Origin of the sequence: Fervidobacterium nodosum Rt17-B1, from assembly GCF_000017545.1 — a bacterium.
In the GTDB taxonomy this organism is placed as follows: Bacteria; Thermotogota; Thermotogae; order Thermotogales; family Fervidobacteriaceae; genus Fervidobacterium; species Fervidobacterium nodosum.
Window position 1 is genome coordinate 1 of the sequence record NC_009718.1, and the last position, 19,297, is coordinate 19,297.

Here is a 19,297-nt window from a genome sequence, read left to right on the forward strand (position 1 = left end):
AACATATTTCAAATTCAAAATTAAAAATTCGAGGTGTTGTTTATGTCTTCAAGAGGTGAAAAAATTCTCTCATTACTAAAAGAAAGGATAAGTAGACAACAATGGGAAAGCTGGTTCATTGATTTCACAGTTAAATCGGTTATAGAAAACCATGTGATATTTGAAGTGGGAAATATGTTTATTAAAGGTTATATCGAGAAGAAGTTCGACAAGATAATAAGAAAGGTTCTATATGAAGTTTTGGGTCCGAATTCTACCTATGAAATAGTATACGCTCAGGTACAGAAAGATGAGGTCGCAAATAACGATAATGGTGCGCTTGTAAGAAAAAGGCCCGTTCTTATTACACCTGTGAGTTCCAGATATACTTTTAGCAATTTTGTTGTTGAAGAATTCAACCAGCTTGCTTACACTATCCTTCTTGAGTCAGCTAAGAAACTTGGAACCTTCAACCCTATATTTATTTACAGTAAAGCTGGTATGGGAAAAACACACTTGGTACAAGCTTTCGGAAATTATTTGCTTGAAAACGATCCAGATATTAGATTTGCTTATTTGACAAGTGAAGCCTTTATGAACGAATTAATCGCAAAGCTTAAAGCAGGTACAGTGGAAGAGTTTAGAGAGAAGTACAGAAAGAAAGTAGATGTATTGGTAATAGATGATATCCAATTTCTTGCTGGAAAGAAAGGTGTACAGATAGAACTTTTCCACACTTTCAATACTTTGTATGAAGCAGGAAAACAGATAATAGTTTGTTCTGACAGATCACCAAAAGAACTTAAAGATTTTCAAGATAGGGTAATTTCAAGGTTCCAGATGGGCGTCGTTGTTGAGATAAAAAACCCGTCGGTTGAAGCAATGTACCGTATAGCAAAGAAAATCGTCGAAGATGAAAAAGCCGATATTTCTGATGATATATTAAATTACGTAGCGAAACATTTTAAAGGAAGTATAAGAATTCTCAAAGGGGCTATAATTAAACTAATTGCATATAAGAGCATGTACAAGGATTTAGATGTTGCAACAGCAAGATTAATACTAAAAGATTTTTTAACTGAAGAGGAAGAAAATCATGAACAGAATGATATAATAAGTATCGTGGCTAGGTATTTTAAACTTTCTAAAGAAGATTTGCTGTCGAATAAGAAGAGTAAAAATATTGTAGTCGCAAGGCATCTAGCGATGTACATTTTAAGTACAAAATTTCAAATGTCATCAAGAAAAATCGCTACTTTACTTAAAAAAAGTCACCCTACAGTATTAAATGGTATAAAGGCTACAGAGAACAGGCTAGAAAACGATCCAGAAATTCGACAAATTTTAAAACTAATAGAAGATAATTTAGCACAAATGGTAGGTAAAGCATTATCTTAAGCCAGCATCCCATATTGTCTTATCTACAATATTATGGTATAATATCAAGGAACTTAAATGAGGAGGTGCTAAGAGATGAAAGTTAGAGTTGACGAAGCAACATGCATTGGTTGTGGAGTTTGTGAAAACCTTTGTCCAGATGTTTTCAAACTCGGCGATGATATGAAAGCAAAGGTACTTCAACCAGAGACAGATCTTGATTGCGCAAAAGATGCTGCAGATAGCTGCCCAACAGCAGCAATAACAGTTGAAGAGTAAGTTAGTATTAAGTTTAAACTTTTTCAAAATTAGATTAGGATAAAAGGGGGCAATGCCCCCTTTTTGTTTGAGTTTAGTTGAAATAGTAAGATTTATAATTTGTCATGTTTTGATGTTAATGATTAAATGTTTAAAATAGTAATATAGGTTGAATTACGCCTTAATTTAACCTATTGTGCCTATTTTCTCAGTATTTTTTTGATTTATTCTTGTGAAATGTTTATTTGATTTATTTTTGTGTGATATAATATAATTACAATGCTTCAGTTATTTTATTTAAAAAAATAGAGTCACAATACAAATCATAAAATCGATAAAATAGAAAAGGAAGGTGCAAAACGTGATAAAAGAAAAGAGCGTTACAAAGAGAACTCTTACTTTTATTTTTCTAATTCTGATGGTTTTATTTGTTTACGCTTTGGATCTTAAAAAGTCGGAAGATTATTACTTATCTTATTTTGAAACTTCTTCGAGTTTTGGCTCATATGTTAGAGAACTCATAAAAAACGATTTACCAATTTACAGGTTTTTAAAGATTCATATGGTTGGTTCATCTGAAAAAACTGAAACGACAAAAAAGACAGGTGACTATTTGTTAAGTATAAAACCATTTGATGGAACGAATTCTGATGAAGAAAGACTTGCAAGAGCTATTTACTTGGCCTACTGGGAAGCGAAGTTAAACCATAGAAAAATGGATGTTGAGATTGTTAAAAATTCACCTATTTTCAACGAATTTTTCTCCGAATACCAATTTAGAGTCTCAGATGCTTTCAGAAATTACGCTCAAGATTTAGTTGCATACCTTTTTGGTTTAGATGTTCCCGGTTTGCCTTCGGAACTTGTGCCTGAAGAAATTAAAAATTTAAAGAAAAATTTGATAAACAATTACAGTTATGAACCTGTCTACAATGGAGAGGAAAAAGAAGCAATTTCGATATTGCTTTCTAAATCGGAAGTTGTTAAAGGACTACAAGAAATTATAATCGATGCTCAAAAGAGTACAAATGACTTTGAACCTGAAACGTTGATTATGAGAACAAGCGCAACAGTGTTTAGAAGCGCTTTTTCGTATATAGCAGGATTGAAAAACGAGATAGCTCAAAAATTTGTTGATATAACACCTAAAGAAAGAAATTTTGCATGGATAAGATGGTTAGTCTATTTAGTATTGTTTGCTGTAGGTTATTTTGTTTTAAAGAATATGAGTTTGGTTTTTGCTTTGTTCTTAGCTTCAGAAACTGTTTATATAGGTTCATTCATGGATATTCAATCTTTAGTTGATGGAAAGATATACGGTATTGTTTTCGCTATTGCTGTAATCTTTTCAGTAATTTACTTCTTTACCAGAAAGAAATATTTATACTCTCTTATATCACTGTTAACTATAATTGCTCTTTTCTTACCATCATTCGGAACCCCAGATCTTGTTATGAAAAATTCATTCTCAAATTCTCCTTTCTATTCAGCCCTTGTTGATGATATTATAAACGATCAACTTGGTAAGCTTAAAATTAACGCAAAAGACTATAATACTTTGACAAACGAATCGATACAAGCTTTTTCGAATTTAATATCGGAATTAGAAGAAGATGGAAATGTATCAGAAGAATGTTTTGAACCTGAAAAATTTGACAAGAGAATTGAATATGTGAGTAACCTTTTAAGTAAGCACAAAGATAAGAAGAAGGAAATTGATGATTTCGTGTACTTTGAAAAGAGCAGAATGAAGAAAGTCGAAAAGATAAAATTATCAACGCAAAAACTATTGGTGAAGATGGCTTCTGTATCTTCCGAGAATTTCAAAAATGATTTGATTAGTTTTGTTAATTCTAATTTTAGTGAAAATACAGCGAAAGAATTTTCAGAGAAGATAAACTCAACAAAAGAAATTTCCGTTGTTCCATTACCTGGATACAAGATTCAAAACTATCTGGCTGCAACAATTTTGTTAGCTCTCTCTTTATTCTTAGTGGCTTTAAACTTTAAAGAGGCTTTTATACCTTTAATTGGAAGTATCGCGGTTTCTGTGCTAAGCTTATTAAAGAATCAAATACTGTTTGTTCAAGTTGGTGTACCATCGATAACAATTTACATTAGCTGGACAATTCCATATGTTTTAATTTTGTCGCTCGTTTTTGGATTTATTTGGTTTAACTCTACAAACACCTTTAGAAGGAGGGAGAAAGTATGAAAAGGTTTTTAGCAGTTGCGTTGTTAGCACTCTTGTTAACATTCGGTTTTTCGTTCAAGGCTATTATGGTTACCGACACAGGTGGTCTTGGCGATAAGTCATTTAACGATGGTACATGGGCTGGCGTTCAAAGAGCGGCAAAAGAACTTGGTGTTGAAGCAAAAGTTATCATGTCGCAAGAACAGTCAGACTACATACCAAACCTTACTAAAGCAGCAGAAGAAGTTTCAAAGGAAAAAGACGGCGGTATCGTTTTTGCAGTCGGCTTCATGATGCAAGATGCTCTTGAAAAAGTAGCGAAGCAATATCCTTCTGTCTATTTCGCAGGTATTGATATTGAATTTGGTAAGGAACTTCCAAACGTTATTAATTTCCTCTTTAAAGAACAAGAATCAGCATTCCTTGTTGGTTACGTTGCTGCAGCAATGACAAGGACAGGAAAAGTTGGATTTATAGGCGGTATTCCAATTCCACCAGTTGAAAGATTCAGATACGGTTATGAAGCAGGTATAAAGGCATATCAAGACCTCCATGGTAAAAAAATTACGGTTATTAAAGGCTACACAAACGAGTTTAGTGATCCAAAGAAAGGTAAAGACCTTGCTAATTCTCAATTTTCACAAGGTGCAGATATTATATTTGCTGCAGCTGGTGCTTGTGGTAACGGCGTTATAGAAGCAGCAAAGGAAAGAAGCGAAAAACTTGCCGGTAAAGGTTTAGATAATATTAAGAAATATGCCCTTTCTGGTAAGGCACTTTACTATGCGATAGGTGTCGATGTTGATCAAGATTACATGGCCCCCGGTGTAGTTCTCACAAGCGCTATGAAAGGTGTTGATACAGCGGGTTATTATGGAGTAACTTGGGCATTCAAAGGACAATTCAAAGGTGGATTGAAGACTCTTGGACTCAAAGAAAATGGTGTTAGAATGTCTGAAATGAAATACACAAAAGACATTATAGATAAACTTGCTCCAAATGTACTTAAAGAGCTTGAGTACCTTAAAGGTCTTATAATCGAAGGTAAGATTACAGTTCCAGACTCAGAAGACGCACTTAAGGCGTTTACAGTAAAAGGAGTAAAACTTCCAAAATAATTCTTGTTAAAGTTTTTCCATTATTTCATAAACTTTGCGGGGGCTCTCGCCCCCGGTTTTAATAAATTATTAATAAATTATTTTTGTTTAATTTGTTTAATCGGTAGTCAATGGCCTTTTAGAAATTTTCACTTACTTTCTATAGGTCATTGAGTGCTGATTAATTTATCTGATTTAACATATGATAATACTACGGAGGTGGACATTTAGTGAATTCAAAAGTTCATGACATGGTGAAAAGCGAAGAGTACGCTGTAGAGATGATCGATATTACAAAGAGGTTTCCGGGAGTTTTGGCAAACGATAAGGTTACCATACGTATAAAAAAAGGTGAGGTTCATGCTATTGTCGGTGAGAACGGTGCTGGAAAGAGTACATTGATGAATCAACTCTACGGTCTATACCATCCAGATAGTGGAGAAATAAGAATTTTTGGCGAAAAAAAGGTATTTGCTGGACCAAGAGATGCGATAAAAGCAGGTATAGGTATGGTCCACCAACACTTTATGCTTGTTGATACATTAACTGTTGCAGAGAACGTTGTTCTTGGAAGTGAGCCAAATAAAGGGCTGAATTTTGACCTTCAAAAGGCAAGGAAAGAAGTTAGAGAGTTATCGGAAAAATATGGGCTTTATGTTGATGTTGACGCAAAAATAGAGGATATACCAGTTGGTATGCAGCAGAGGGTTGAGATTATAAAAACATTGTACCGTGGTGCGAATATAATTATTTTGGACGAACCTACCGCTGTTTTGACACCGCAAGAAGTTGAGGAACTATTTGTTATTATGAGAAATCTTCAAAATGCTGGAAAGACTATTTTATTTATTTCACATAAATTAAATGAAGTTATGGAAATAAGCGATAGGATAACAGTCATGCGTGGTGGTAAGGTAACGGCTGAGTTAATTACTAAAGAAACAAACGAAAGGGAAATTGCAAGAGCGATGGTCGGAAGAGACGTTGTACTCAAACTTGATAAATCTCCTCACAGTCCAAAAGAAGTGATTTTTGAGGTTAAAGACCTTTGGGTTAAAGACAACAGACACTTAGATGCTGTTAAAGGTGTTACATTTAACGTAAGGCGTGGTGAGATTGTTGGAATTGCTGGTGTTGCTGGTAACGGTCAAACAGAACTTGTGGAAGCAATTACAGGTTTAAGGAGAGTAGAAAAGGGGCAATTAATCTTTGAAGGTAAAGATGTTACCAACGCTCATCCAAGGCAGTTAAGAGATATGGGCATGACACATATAGCCGAAGATAGGTTAAAACACGCTCTTATAAAACCTTTCCCTGCTTATTATAATGCAATATTAGGAAGACATATAAAGAAACCATTTGCTAGAGGTGTGTTTTTAAATCACAAAGAGATAAAAAGGTATACAATGGAACTTATGGAAGAATTTGATGTAAGGCCTAGAATAATAGAACATCTTGGAGGTAATTTTTCAGGAGGTAACCAACAGAAACTTGTTGTTGGCAGAGAGATAAAAGCTGGGCCAAAATTTATGGTCGTCGCCCAACCAACAAGGGGACTTGATGTTGGAGCGATTGAGTTCATTCATAGACAGATTTTAAAAATGAGAGAGCACGATGTTGGGATATTGTTAATTTCTATGGAGTTGGAAGAAATATTCTCATTGAGCGATAGAATTTTAGTGATGTACGAAGGACAGATAATGGGCGAGGTTAAACCTCAGGAAACGACTATAGAAGAAGTTGGTCTTATGATGGCCGGTAAAAGATTAGAAGAAATAAGAGGTGGTAAAAAATGAAGAAATTTATCGAAAATATTGCTGTACCTTTGATTTCTGTTTTGATTGCTTTAATTATCTCTGCTTTTATTATCCTTGCGATAGGTAAGAATCCTATACTTGCTTACGGTAAATTGCTTAACGGTGCTTTTGGAAGTAAGCAAGCGATAATTGATACACTTATAAAAACGACTCCTTTGATACTCACAGGTTTGGCGGTCGGGTTTGGATTTAGAGCAGGTGTTTTTAACATCGGTGCTGAAGGTCAAATGGCTATGGGTGCTCTTGTTGCTGCAAGTGTCGCAAGTAATTTTGGAGGTCTTCCACCAGCTGTTGCAATTCCACTTACTATGCTTATAGGTATGGCCGCTGGTGCCGGTTGGGCTGCGATAGCTGGTTTTCTTAAAGCCAAAACAGGAGCTCATGAGGTTGTTACAACTATTATGTTGAACTGGACAACCACTTATATTGCTTCATTTATGGTTACAGGTCCGCTTGCAACGGGTTCTGGAACGCCTAAGAGCCCTGAAATATCTACTTCAGCTCAATTGCCAATTTTGATGAAGGTTGGAGCTATGGAACTTAGTTCTGGAATAATAATATCAATTCTTGCAGCTATATTTATGTACGTTTTCCTTAATAAAACGACAGTTGGTTACGAAATAAAAGCTGTGGGATTCAATCCTTACGCTGCAGAATATGGTGGTATTAGTGTTGCAAAAAATGTTGTATTAGCGATGGCCATAAGTGGTGCGCTTGCTGGATTAGCAGGTGTTACTGAATTAATGGGAGTGCATCACAGGTTTTTAGGTGAGCTTTCTGGTGGTAAAGGTTTTGATGGTATCAGTATAGCGTTGATAGGTCAGAATAATCCAATTGGAATAATCTTTGCTGCGTTATTAATTGGTGCTCTTAGAACAGGTAGTAACGAGATGCAATTCATGGGAGTTTCAAAGTATATAGTTATAATTGTTCAAGCTATTGTTATTTTCCTTGTAGCAGCTGATAGAATTGTACGCACTATTTATCTTAGAAAGAAGGTGAAAGCATGAGAGTCTTAGAAGCTATTTTATCGATATTTATAAATCCACAATTTTATAAAATAGCACTAACAACTGCTACTCCTCTCATGTTTGCTTCTTTAGGTGGAGTATTTAGTGAAATTACCGGCGTTGTTAATATAGCACTTGAAGGAATAATTTTGATGGGAGCATTTACTTCTGTTGTCTTTACGTATTTAACTGGTAATGTTTGGTTTGGAGTTTTAATGGCGATTGTAAGCGGTATTTTGCTTGCTCTTCTCCATGCTTGGGGAAGTATAAAGTGGGCTGGTAACCAGGTTGTTTTAGGTACGGCTATTATACTTCTTTCACAAGGTTTAACAGGTTTTTTGATGGAACCCATTTTTGGTCAACCTGGTCAAACCGACTTTGTTGGAAAAATTGATGAGATAACGATTCCTGGTCTTGTAAATGTCCCATTTATTGGACAGATAATAGGTGAAATTAGTCCATTTGTTTACATCGCGTTTGGATGTGTTATTTTCGGTTGGTGGCTCATTTTTAAGACAAAACTTGGTCTGAGAATGAGGGCAGTTGGTGAAAATCCGGAAGCAGCTGATACTCTTGGTGTTAATGTTTTTGCAATCAGATATTTTGGTGTTATTATGAGTGGTGTCTTTGCTTCGCTTGCAGGTGTGTATCTAAGCGTTGGAGAAATTGGTCAATTTAAAGAATTGATGTCTGGTGGAAGAGGTTTTATAGGACTTGCTGCTATGATTATCGGTAAATGGAATCCAATAGGCGCGATGTTCGCCAGCTTATTCTTTGGATTTTTTGGAGCGTTTTCAAATCAACTCCAGAGTTTACAGCAGATAACAGTAGCCTCAAACGTCAAATCATTGTTTGATACTATACCATTCATACTTACAATTGTGGTTGTCGCTGGTTTTGTTGGAAAATCAAGAGCTCCAGCAGCAGATGGTGTACCTTACGAAAAGCACGATTAAAAATTATAAAAATTATAAAAATTATAGTTGTCAGGAAGTGGTTTCATGTTAAAGAAAATAGATGTTTCTACTTCAAAACGTGTAGAATTTCTAGACATTACTCCGATAGTTTCTAACATAGTTTCTGAATCTAATGTAAAGGAAGGCATATGTTTAGTCTATGTTCCACATACAACTTGTGGGTTGACTATAAATGAACATGCTGATCCTTCAGTCGTCAGTGATATAATTAACCATGTAAATAAACTTGTTCCATACAACTCAGATTACAAACACTTAGAAGGTAACTCCGATGCGCATATAAAAGCTTCGATTTTTGGAAGCAGTCTATCTATTATAATTTCAAATGGTAAATTGTTGCTTGGTACGTGGCAAGGGATATTTTTGTGTGAGTTTGATGGTCCAAGAAAGCGCAGTGTTTACATTAAAATCTTGGAGGGGTAAGACTGAATTTACTTATAGTATCTCTTCCTGGTAGTGACAAAGGGATAATTTTAAAAATATTAAAAGAAGATTTTGGATATGACGTTATTGATGTTGAAAAAATCCTCGAAGTTGAAACAAAAAAGGATTTGTGTTCCCTTGTTAAATATAACGGGATTGAAAAAATTGCAAAAATGGAACAAAAGATAATAGATAGATTTGGAAAGTTTTCTGGTAAAATAATATTTAGTTGTGGTATCATTGAAATGGTAGAACCAAAAAATTTTTTGATTGTGTATATAAAAACGCCTAAAGAAAAATTTATCAAAAAGTTTAGAAAATACATGGCAAGTAAGGGTATAGAAGAATACTACGCAAGGTTTCACAAATACTTTAGTTCACACTCTGATTTGGTTATATCTACTGAGCACAAGATGAAATTCGAAATATGTTCTATAATAAGTGATTTTTTCAAAAAAAGATTATCTTATAACCAAAATACTTGATTTTTCTATATGTTTTATGATATAATAACAAGGAAACCTGTATTCATCGTATTCTTGATTTTTATATATCAAAAGTGCTATTATATAAGTGGATTTTTACTACACTTTTTAAAAGGAGGGGGACTTTATGAACAAAAAACTACTTGTTAACGCGGTAGCAGAAAAGACACAACTTAAGAAAAAAGATGTAAAAGCCGTTGTTGATGCAGTTTTTGAAACTATTGCTGAAGCCCTTGAAAAAGGCGAAAAGGTTCAACTTGTTGATTTTGGTACGTTTGAAGTTAAGAAGATGGCAGGCAGAACAGGTGTCAATCCAAGAACGAAATCAAAGATTAAGATTCCTTCAAGAAAGGTTCCAAAATTCAGACCAGGGAAAGTTCTTAAGTCAAAAGTTAACAAGTAAGAATATTTAAAAAAATCAAGGCCGGGGTTTATCCCCGGCTTTTAATTAATTACAAAAATCAACAAATTTTAAAAGTATCAACCTTCCATATCATTGACAATTTCAACTAAATAATTATACAATTCTAAATCAAATTTTCCTTTTTCTACATCTTGTTTTATTATTTCAAAAACTTTTTCTTTTGTCCAAGCTTCTTTGTAAGATCTTTTTGTGGAAAGCGCATCGTAAACATCTACAATTCCTATGATTCTTCCAAAGAGAGATATCTCTCCATTCTTTTTTCCATAAGGATATCCACTGCCATCTAATCTTTCGTGATGTTCTAAAGCACCACTAAGTATTTCTTTATCAACATATTTAATTTGAGACAAGATTTCAGCACCGTAAATTGTGTGATTCTTGATTATTTGGTATTCTTCGTCCGTCAGTTTTCCTGGTTTTAATAGTATACTATCTGGTATTCCTATTTTTCCAACATCGTGTAATATAGCGGAAAATTCAAGTTTTTCAAGAAGTTCTTGGCTAATGCCTAATTTTCTGCCTATTTCAACCGAATACATTGACACATTTTGAGAATGTGTGTGTGTATAATTATCTCTTTTATCAATAGCGGTAGCTATTGCAAGCAATAATTTTTTGAAATTACTTGAGAATCTTTCATAATTCCATGTACTCAAGAGTTTTCTACCGATTATTTTTGCGAACAAATCGACAATTTTTGCGTCTTCTTCCATGAAGCCACCTTTCTTATTAAGAACTTCAATAACACCTATCTTTTGATTTTCTACCCATATTGGTGCACCAACGATGTTCTCTGTTTTAAATTTTGCAGCTTTATCTACTCCTTTAAAATGAACGGGATTTTTTTCAAGATCGTTAAATATCAATGCTTTACTTTCTTTAAAAATAGTTCCAGCTATTGATTCCATAGGAACTGGAATGCTTTCTATTTTTCCGCTAGCCTTGCCTACTGTCACAAGGAATTTCAAGTGATCTTCTTCATAAATCAATATCGAAGCTGCGTCGGCGTCAACAATAGTGCAAATTTCATTTTGAATATCTTTTAATAATTCATTTAGCCTTAAATTGCTATTCAGCTTTGCTGCAATATAAACAACTTGGTCTCGTACATTCGACGGATTTACAACAATTCCTTGTTTTAAAAGTTTATGTATTTTCGAAAGTAATTCATTAGAATATCCACCGAGTACATAAAAATCTATATCGCCTATTTTTACAAGTAATTTCGTTTTTCTTCCAAATAACCTATTATTAATAACATACCCACTTAGCCAAGTCGGTCCTTCAATTTTTTTGTGCATAGATACACCTCACAATTTTTACCAGCTTGTTTCACTCCCTATGTACACACTTTGGATCCATTGTTTAGCTATAGCATCCCAGTTGTATACAATTCCAGCTACAAGATTTTTTTCCATAATTGGATAAGTTATTCTAAGAAATGCTATTGTATCTGAATCGGCGAACTGACCTTCAGCAAACGGAGTCGAATCATAGTAATAACCATATATAAACAATCCAGCCATAGCTCCAACTTGTGGAATACTTATTCTCAGCTCTCCAAGCAAATCCATATCACCTAAGAAATCACCTAGTAAATAGAATCTTCCCATTGCGTATTGTGTATCAAAATTAAATCCAGCAAGATATCCAAATAATATTTCTTCATTTGAAAGTGTATTAAGTTGGTTCTTCAATTTTTGGAATGTGTATATTCTACCAAAATGGGAAGGTCTAAATCCATTCCATGTGCCGTATACTCCGGCGATAACGTCAAATATTGATAATCTTCCGGAAAGTCCTCCAAATAAACCGAGTCCAAATTTTGAGTAATCGCTTAAAAACTGTGATGCGGTTTCAACACCTAAATACAATCCACCTGAAAGTGGGTATCTCAAGTAAACAGACGCGGAAAGATTTATTGGCGTTGCTTCGTTTAAAACATTATTTGTTGCAACGGAAGTATCGTAAAGTACACCGACACCTAAATCCATACCACCTAAGATGGATTTCATTTCTAACTCACCAGCAAAAACACTATCTGATTGTACAAATTCAAATGGCCAGAGTTTGGTTAGTTCGAATGGAAGATGAGCCATTAAACCGAATGTTCCTAAAAAAGCTTTTGTATCAAATGATTTTGAATATGGTTTATAATAGTCTCTAACAGAAAATCCCATTCCAATCGATATTTGTGGCATGTTGCCATATCTCAAGTAAAAATTACCTAGATTAAGAGCTACTGAGTTGATAGTTATCATATTGATTATGTTCGTACTTGGCTCAGTTGATGGAATACCGTAATACAACGTGCCACCAACTTCTGTGGCATATGCTGTTAATCCTATACCTAATGTAACAGGCCCTATTGTAAATTCTGGTGAAATTGTATAAACGATGTATTTTTGTCCGTCTTTAGAAGCTGTTTCAACACCTAATTGTGGAATATACGCTTGCATAGGTTGTGTTGGTTGGGAAGGTTTTTCTATAGTTGGTTCTGGTAATTTTTGCTCAGGAATTTCTTTTGGTAATTCTGGAATACTTATTTCTTCTAATTCAGGTAGAGTTTCAAGCAATTCTTGAAATTCTGTATTTTCGAATAATTGATTTATGTCTTCAATAACCTGTCCAAATAATTCAAATGCTAATTGGCCTCCCTCGAATACTGGGATTACGAAGCTATCATCATAAAATGCAAGTACTTCGCCTTCCCACACTTTTAATTGTGCTTTATCTTCATAGTAATCAACTCCAAATTTTGTTCCCCTAACACCTGCTGTAACACTTCCAGCTCTAACTTCAAACGAAGATCCAGCAACCATCTTTTGAACTACGTTATATGTTCCACCTTTCTTAATAATTATTGAAACGAGAATTCTCCCATCTTTAGCTTTTCTCATCTTTTCGAAAAGAACTTGAGTATTTTCTGTTATCTTTGTCATAGAACCATCCGGGAATTTTACGATTACATATGCTTTGTCAAGGGTTAATATTTCATCTCCCTCTTGTAAGATGGTGTCTGACTTTATAGATTCCCAAACTTGTTTTCCCTCTTTTTTATACGCAACGCTACCCTTGAATGAGTCAATTGTTGCTTTCAATTTATCAGAAAATTCGCTTTCGTCTTTTTCAGTTACATTAATTGATATTTCTTGTGTGTATATTTTTTTATCTGCGGTTTCCGCTGAAAATGTTATTTTTACTTCTCCAGCTTTCTTTGGTGCTAAAAAGTTGAGCTCGGTTTTTCCATCGACTTTCAAACCTTTGGTAAGTATATCTGGCTTGTCGAAACCTCCTAAAGTTATCTTAGCTTTTAACGTGAATTGTTGCGGTTTTTCTGATTCATCGGTTAATGAAATTTTAAAAAGTATCTTTTCACCTTTGACAACACTATAAGAACTCGGCACAACTTCAAATGCTGCAATCGCAAGGATGGAAATTATCAACAACAAAAAAATTAATAAGCGCCTCATAACATCACCTCCAGTAAGATTATAGTTGAAACAATCGTTGTCAAATAATTTAAAATAATTGATTTTGATGGTTTTATGGTTACTAAGATTAGACATGCAAGAGCATATATAACAAATGCGTATATGTTTAAAATATAGAAAATAGGAGCTACCATTCTCATTAAATAACCCACGTAATCTCTTTTATATATACCATTTGACGTAATAAAGTGAACTAGTATGCTTAAAAAATATCCATTAAAAACCGCAACTGATAAGATCACGACGAAAAATCTCTCTAAAAACGGTTGAACGTCTTTACCAAGGTAAATAGCAGCTATTAGAAGAGTTGCGATATGAAATGATTGGTCGATAAGGTAATAATACCAAGTTTGACAAAAACGTTTTTTACATAAAAATTTTCCAATATCTATAAAAAAATGTGCTATTGAAAGTATTACAATAGCTCCAAATGATTTTAGTGTTAAATCTTCTCCAAAAATGAAAGAAAGTTGCGAAAGAAATACAATTACTATATGAAGCGTTAGTACACGTATATCTTTATTTTTTCTCATGGCGATGTAGCTATTTTGAAGTACGTAATCGCCTACAAGGTGACCTAGAAACAGATAAGGAAACAGGTATTTTATACTTTCCAGAGTTCTCACTCCTCATGTCTTAAAATATTTAGTGCTATATCGACATAATTTTCTGGATATTTATTTTTTAACAGTTCTTCTGTCCATTTTAGAAGGACTATACTTTCCGAAATTCCAATGATTAAAGCCAATGGTGGTATTTCATTTGGATTCAATTTTTTTGGACCAGTACCATCAATTACTTCGTGATGATAAAGACACACATCTATTAGTTCTTTTTGAACTTCAAGTTCTTTTAGAATTTCGTAACCATGGTCGACATGCCTTAGATAATCATTCCATTCATCGTTGCTGTAAATACCTAATCTTATCTTTTCAAATAATTCATCTCTTACACCAATAAGGCCCACATTTGCTGTTCTAAGTGCTATTAAACAAAATTCTTGATCTATATTTTCATATTTGGCTAATTCAACAGCAATTTTTTCCATCGTAGACAATTCTTCTTCAGATAGTCTGGATCTTTTATTTAAAGCTATAAAGAGTGTGTTTAAAGCACTTCGTAATAATAATTCTAATCTTTGACCAAGAATAAAGCCTTCTATAACTGAAACAAAAGAATCGTAAAAGGCAAGTAAACCTAAAACTTCATTTAAAGTGAATTCTCCGGTTATAGTTATTTGACCGAGATTTCCAGAGTTTTTGCTTAATATTGGTATTTCTAATTTGTTTTTAGTTAATTTGAAATTCTGGCCTTCTTCAGAGTAATTTAATTCAATATTTTTTCCATATCGTTTTTTAAAAAACTCTGCTATTTTATCTTTTGCTTGCTCAAAGTTGTATGTTTTGAGCAATTCATACAATAAATCAAAAATCTTTTCGTCAATTGCTATTCCAAACTCCATTGCAAATTCGTACACATCATCTTGTTTTGGTATTTGACCCGAAATTTCAAATTCATCATTTTCTAAATCAAAGAAATAGTAGGTATCATTTAGAATTTTTTCCAATTAAATACCCCCTCAAGTATTTAATTTTTCGCTTATAAGCTTGTACAGATTAAGTTGCATACTTTTACCTTTTACTAAGTAGCTACCAACATATTCAAAGATAAAATTATTTGTTCTGCTTACGATTTCTTCTGAAACGATTATCTCGGCATCTATTTCCCTAGTTAAATGTTCTATTCTTGATGCCGTATTCACTGTATCGCCAATGCATGTGTAATCCATCCTAAATGGTGCACCTATATTTCCAACGATAGCAGGACCATAGTGTATCCCTATACCACTATCAAGGTCTAATCCAAGTTCCTCGTCAAGTTTTTTTAGTTCTTTTCGCATATCAAGAGCACATTTCAAAGCTCGATCGATATCATCTTCATAAGAAATTGGAGCACCGAAAATAGCCATAATGGCATCTCCTATGAATTTATCAATTGTACCGTTATATTTGTAACGTATTATTTCACTCATCCTTGTTAGATAAACGTTCAGGAATGATACAACCTCCTCAGGTGATAATTTCTCCGACCTACTTGTAAAGCCTTTAATATCTGAGAAAAGTACAACAACGTTTCTTGTTTCTCCACCAAGTTTTAATTCACCCTGTTTTAATAAATTATCGGCAACGATATCCGGAACATAACGGTATAAAAATTCTTTCATCCTTCTTTTTTCTGCGTTTTCCTTAAGGAAATCGCCGAGAGTTTTCACACTGCCAACTAATAGTGTTGCAAAAAATGTATGAAATGTTGATATATATATCTTTTGTGAAAATATAATAAAAGATATTGAAATGAAAATAAATGGTATTAATAACAAAAAAGTATTGATTAACCTTTTATTGAATAAAGATAATAACGAAACTAAAAGCATTATAATGGCAAAAATAATCGAATTGTAAAAAGGTGAAATGGGTTTAATATATTCACCATTTATAATATTTTGAATAGCATTTGCATGTATAAAAACGCCTGCTTCGTCGTTTTGCAGTTGCTGTGTATCCAACAATAACAACTTTATCTTTAAAAGTCCCCTTTTCGAATTTTCCTCTAATTACGTCGTAGGATGGTATTTCTTTAAATATTTCCTTCCCTTTCCCGTAAAACCATATGTGCATGTATCCAGAATTATCAAATTTAATGTTCTTTTCTTTCATTATTACCTCTTTTTTGGAGAAATCTAAAATTAAATCAGTCGGATCTATTCCCAAATATAATGCAGCTGCTATTATATTCATATGTGGTAAAATTCCAGACGAAATTCCATTTTCCATAGACCATCCTTCAACAACAAGCAATGGCATTCTTCTGACTACACCATCAGCATCCAGACTACCAATCTCATATGTGGCACTGTAAGCAGCAACAGAAAATGGTTCATAAATTGGTCTTATCTTATATATTTTGAACGGGTTTAAAAGTGCAAACTCCTTGAAGTTTGTCATTTTATATGCGAAATCTAAATAATTTGTGTTCTCTTCTATTCTTTTTCTGAGTCTTTCATCGTATGACAAATATGTACCTTTCTCGTTGATTAAGTACGTGCCAAGTACAACATTTTGATACATTAATAAAGTGCTTGCAAAGTAACTGTCTGTTTCTTCTGCTCCCGGTTCTGTGAATGACACATCAAATGCCACAACTTTTGCCCCGTCTTCGAAAACTTTTTCTAAAAGTTTACCGTAAACTTCTCTATCCCACGGCCACGTGTCACCTTCGACTTCAAGAGCGCTGAGTGAATATTCATCTATACCAATAACAACTACATCTGGTTTTATGTTAATTCTGCCACGTAATTTATAGAATAAGTCCATTATTTTTAAATCGATAATTTCAACAAAATCTAATCTGAAGAAGATAGCCCAGATAAAAAACACTGTGATTACAATTATTAATAAATGTATTTTGCTCATAATACCCCCCTTGTTGATTCATTTGAATTTTAAAGAGTTTAAAATTCGATGTATAATAAAAAGGAGTTTCTAGTTATTTGACTATCCAAAATTGTATATCGTTCTATAAGAAAAATTTGTCAAAAATGTGTTATGGAGGTGTTTATTGTGAAATCGTACACAGAATATCTTTGGTTTAATACGCAAAAAAAGAAAGAGCTTGTTCATATTACACCAAAAATTGAGGGGATAGTTGAAAAAAGTGGTATAAAAGAGGGATTTTGTCTTGTTTCTGCTATGCACATTACTGCGGGAATAATTGTAAACGATAACGAGTCTGGACTCCATAAAGATATATGGAATTGGTTAGAAAAGCTTGCACCTGAAGGAGATTACTATCATCATATGACTGGTGAGACAAATGGGGACGCTCATCTGAAAAGAATACTCGTTCATCATCAAGTGATTATACCTATTACCAATGGGAAACTTGATTTAGGTCCTTGGGAAGAGGTATTCTATGCAGAATTCGATGGGCAGAGAAGAAAAAGGGTAGTTGTTAAAGTTATAGGAGAGTAATAAAATAATCATTTGGGGATGGAACTAATGGAAAGAATCTTAAAGTTTGTTCTGGATTCAGTTATTGAAGGGATTATTCTTGTTGACAAAGATGCAAAAGTAGTTTATGTAAATAACAACGCATGCAAGCTTTTAGGACTGAACCCGGATATAATCGGGCGACCTGTTGAAGAAGTTGTCAATAACACACGGTTACATATTGTTGTTCGTAACGGAATACCGGAAATAGATCAAGTCCAGTATACTGGTAATGCTATAATCATAACCTCGAGAATACCATTACGTGATGAGAATGGGAATATACTTGGTGCGGTTGCTGTGTTCAGAGATATAACAAGCATTAGAAAATTAGCAGAGGAAATTACAAACCTTAAAGAAATTGAAGCTCAGCTAAAGGCAATCATAGAATCAACAAATGATGCTATTAGTGTAGCTGATGAAAATGGAATTGTGCGCCTTGTTAATAAAGCTTATACAAGAATTACAGGTTTTTCTCCAGAGGAAGTAATTGGTAAACCAGCAACAGTAGATATAGCTGAAGGTGAAAGTATACACATGCTTATAGCTCGCACTAGGCAGCCTATATATAACGCAAGGTTGAAAGTCGGACCAGCGAAAAAAGAAGTTATAGTTAATGCCACTCCACTTTTCGTAAAAGGACAATTCAAAGGCAGTGTTGCAGTTGTGCATGATGTTTCTGAAATTCTACAACTGACAAATGAACTTGAAGAAGTAAAGAGATTAATTCGATATATGAAAGCTCAATATACTTTTGATGACATAATCGGTGATAGTAAATTAATTCAAATAGCTAAGGAACAAGCAAAGAAAGTTGCCCAAACACCTGCTACAGTTCTATTGAGAGGAGAAAGTGGAACGGGAAAAGAATTATTTGCCCACGCAATTCACAATTCGAGCCCAAGAAGATCAAAACCCTTTGTAAGTGTTAACTGTGCAACGATACCTGAATCGATACTTGAATCTGAACTTTTCGGATACGAAGAAGGAGCGTTTACCGGTGCACTGAGAGGTGGGAAAAAAGGACTAATTGAAGAAGCAGATGGTGGAACATTATTTCTTGATGAAGTTGGGAAATTGCCTCTACCTCTACAACCTAAATTGTTAAGATTTATAGAAACAAAAGAATTTGTACCAGTTGGAGGTAGAAATGTAAGAAAAGTAGATGTGAGAATAATCGCAGCTACAAATGTTGACTTAGAAAAAATGGTAAAGAACGGAGAATTTCTACCAGACCTTTATTTTAGATTAAATGTATTTCCTATATACCTTCCAGCTTTAAAAGATAGAAAAGAAGATATTCCGAAGCTTGCTTTACATATAGTCAAAAAACTTAATCAACAATACGGTCGCATGGTTGAAGGAATCAATCCAACAGTTCTTAAATACTTAGTAAATATGGACTGGCCTGGCAATGTTCGAGAACTTGAGAATTTCTTGGGAAGAGTTATGATAAATATGGGACCTGAGGAAAGAGTGATTGAACCAAAGCACTTGCCTGAAAATATTGAATTAAAGAGAACAAAGGCTAAAGAAGCAATTTCCATAGGTTCCCTGAAAGAGCTTATAGAAGATTATGAGAAAAAGATAATAGCAGAGGCACTTAAGAAGACAGGAGGTAACAAGGAAGAAACAGCAAAATTGTTGGATATAAGTATAAGAACATTGTATTATAAGATAGAAAAGTACGGTTTATAGAATTTGAAAAATCAA

General features: G+C 33.9%; 18 protein-coding genes. 12 read left to right on the forward strand and 6 right to left on the reverse strand.

Features of this window, described 5'->3' with window-relative positions:
• The first annotated feature begins 42 nt into the window (after positions 1-42).
• The 10 genes from dnaA to FNOD_RS00060 all read left to right on the forward strand — a co-directional run bounded on the left by dnaA (position 43) and on the right by FNOD_RS00060 (position 10,020).
• On the forward strand, positions 43-1,377 hold the full coding sequence (gene dnaA / locus FNOD_RS00015; protein WP_011993197.1) for a chromosomal replication initiator protein DnaA: 1,335 nt from the start codon (positions 43-45) through the stop codon (positions 1,375-1,377).
• A 75-nt stretch (positions 1,378-1,452) separates the two neighbouring features.
• Positions 1,453-1,635, forward strand: a complete 183-nt coding sequence (locus tag FNOD_RS00020) for a ferredoxin (RefSeq protein WP_011993198.1) — start codon at positions 1,453-1,455, stop codon at positions 1,633-1,635.
• Between the two features lie 340 nt (positions 1,636-1,975).
• A complete protein-coding gene (locus tag FNOD_RS00025) occupies positions 1,976-3,829 on the forward strand; it encodes a hypothetical protein (protein WP_011993199.1) in 1,854 nt (617 codons plus the stop codon).
• Positions 3,826-4,926: a BMP family lipoprotein gene (locus tag FNOD_RS00030; protein WP_011993200.1), complete on the forward strand. Its 1,101-nt coding sequence runs from the start codon at positions 3,826-3,828 to the stop codon at positions 4,924-4,926. Before FNOD_RS00025 ends, FNOD_RS00030 begins: the two co-directional genes overlap by 4 nt.
• Positions 4,927-5,156: 230 nt before the next feature.
• On the forward strand, positions 5,157-6,701 hold the full coding sequence (locus FNOD_RS00035) for an ABC transporter ATP-binding protein (protein ID WP_041256990.1): 1,545 nt from the start codon (positions 5,157-5,159) through the stop codon (positions 6,699-6,701).
• Positions 6,698-7,732, forward strand: a complete 1,035-nt coding sequence (locus FNOD_RS00040) for an ABC transporter permease (RefSeq protein WP_011993202.1) — start codon at positions 6,698-6,700, stop codon at positions 7,730-7,732. Before FNOD_RS00035 ends, FNOD_RS00040 begins: the two co-directional genes overlap by 4 nt.
• Entirely contained in the window at positions 7,729-8,688 is a 960-nt protein-coding gene (locus FNOD_RS00045; protein ID WP_011993203.1) for an ABC transporter permease, read from the forward strand. The genes FNOD_RS00040 and FNOD_RS00045 overlap by 4 nt, the downstream gene beginning before the upstream one ends.
• 45 nt (positions 8,689-8,733) lie before the next feature.
• Positions 8,734-9,132 carry a secondary thiamine-phosphate synthase enzyme YjbQ gene (locus tag FNOD_RS00050; protein WP_011993204.1) on the forward strand — a complete coding sequence of 133 codons (399 nt, stop codon included), beginning with the start codon at positions 8,734-8,736 and terminating at the stop codon, positions 9,130-9,132.
• Between the two features lie 173 nt (positions 9,133-9,305).
• Complete coding sequence (locus tag FNOD_RS09780) at positions 9,306-9,617, forward strand: hypothetical protein (protein WP_238374592.1); 312 nt, start codon at positions 9,306-9,308, stop codon at positions 9,615-9,617.
• Between the two features lie 127 nt (positions 9,618-9,744).
• Entirely contained in the window at positions 9,745-10,020 is a 276-nt protein-coding gene (locus tag FNOD_RS00060) for an HU family DNA-binding protein (RefSeq protein ID WP_011993206.1), read from the forward strand.
• 77 nt (positions 10,021-10,097) lie between these two features.
• On the opposite strand, the gene FNOD_RS00065 is transcribed toward FNOD_RS00060, so the two are convergent.
• Genes FNOD_RS00065 through FNOD_RS09790 form a run of 6 tightly spaced genes read right to left on the reverse strand, consistent with a single transcriptional unit; the run spans position 10,098 to position 17,008 of the window.
• The gene (locus FNOD_RS00065; RefSeq protein ID WP_011993207.1) at positions 10,098-11,342 is read right to left on the reverse strand and encodes an HD domain-containing phosphohydrolase; all 1,245 of its coding nucleotides are present in this window, start codon (positions 11,340-11,342) and stop codon (positions 10,098-10,100) included.
• A gap of 18 nt (positions 11,343-11,360) precedes the next feature.
• The gene (locus FNOD_RS00070) at positions 11,361-13,514 is read right to left on the reverse strand and encodes a FecR family protein (protein ID WP_011993208.1); all 2,154 of its coding nucleotides are present in this window, start codon (positions 13,512-13,514) and stop codon (positions 11,361-11,363) included.
• On the reverse strand, positions 13,511-14,161 hold the full coding sequence (locus tag FNOD_RS00075; protein ID WP_011993209.1) for a DUF3307 domain-containing protein: 651 nt from the start codon (positions 14,159-14,161) through the stop codon (positions 13,511-13,513). Before FNOD_RS00075 ends, FNOD_RS00070 begins: the two co-directional genes overlap by 4 nt.
• Positions 14,158-15,102 carry an HD-GYP domain-containing protein gene (locus tag FNOD_RS00080; RefSeq protein WP_011993210.1) on the reverse strand — a complete coding sequence of 315 codons (945 nt, stop codon included), beginning with the start codon at positions 15,100-15,102 and terminating at the stop codon, positions 14,158-14,160. Before FNOD_RS00080 ends, FNOD_RS00075 begins: the two co-directional genes overlap by 4 nt.
• 12 nt (positions 15,103-15,114) lie before the next feature.
• Positions 15,115-16,110 (reverse strand): adenylate/guanylate cyclase domain-containing protein, encoded by a 996-nt coding sequence (locus tag FNOD_RS09785; RefSeq protein WP_238374593.1) that lies wholly within the window; start codon positions 16,108-16,110, stop codon positions 15,115-15,117.
• Positions 16,022-17,008: a CHASE2 domain-containing protein gene (locus FNOD_RS09790; RefSeq protein ID WP_011993212.1), complete on the reverse strand. Its 987-nt coding sequence runs from the start codon at positions 17,006-17,008 to the stop codon at positions 16,022-16,024. Before FNOD_RS09790 ends, FNOD_RS09785 begins: the two co-directional genes overlap by 89 nt.
• A gap of 147 nt (positions 17,009-17,155) precedes the next feature.
• On the opposite strand from FNOD_RS09790, the gene FNOD_RS00095 reads away from it, so the two are divergent.
• Both FNOD_RS00095 and FNOD_RS00100 read left to right on the forward strand, forming a co-directional pair.
• A complete protein-coding gene (locus FNOD_RS00095) occupies positions 17,156-17,566 on the forward strand; it encodes a secondary thiamine-phosphate synthase enzyme YjbQ (RefSeq protein WP_011993213.1) in 411 nt (136 codons plus the stop codon).
• A gap of 27 nt (positions 17,567-17,593) precedes the next feature.
• On the forward strand, positions 17,594-19,282 hold the full coding sequence (locus tag FNOD_RS00100; RefSeq protein ID WP_011993214.1) for a sigma-54 interaction domain-containing protein: 1,689 nt from the start codon (positions 17,594-17,596) through the stop codon (positions 19,280-19,282).
• Positions 19,283-19,297: the final 15 nt, after the last annotated feature.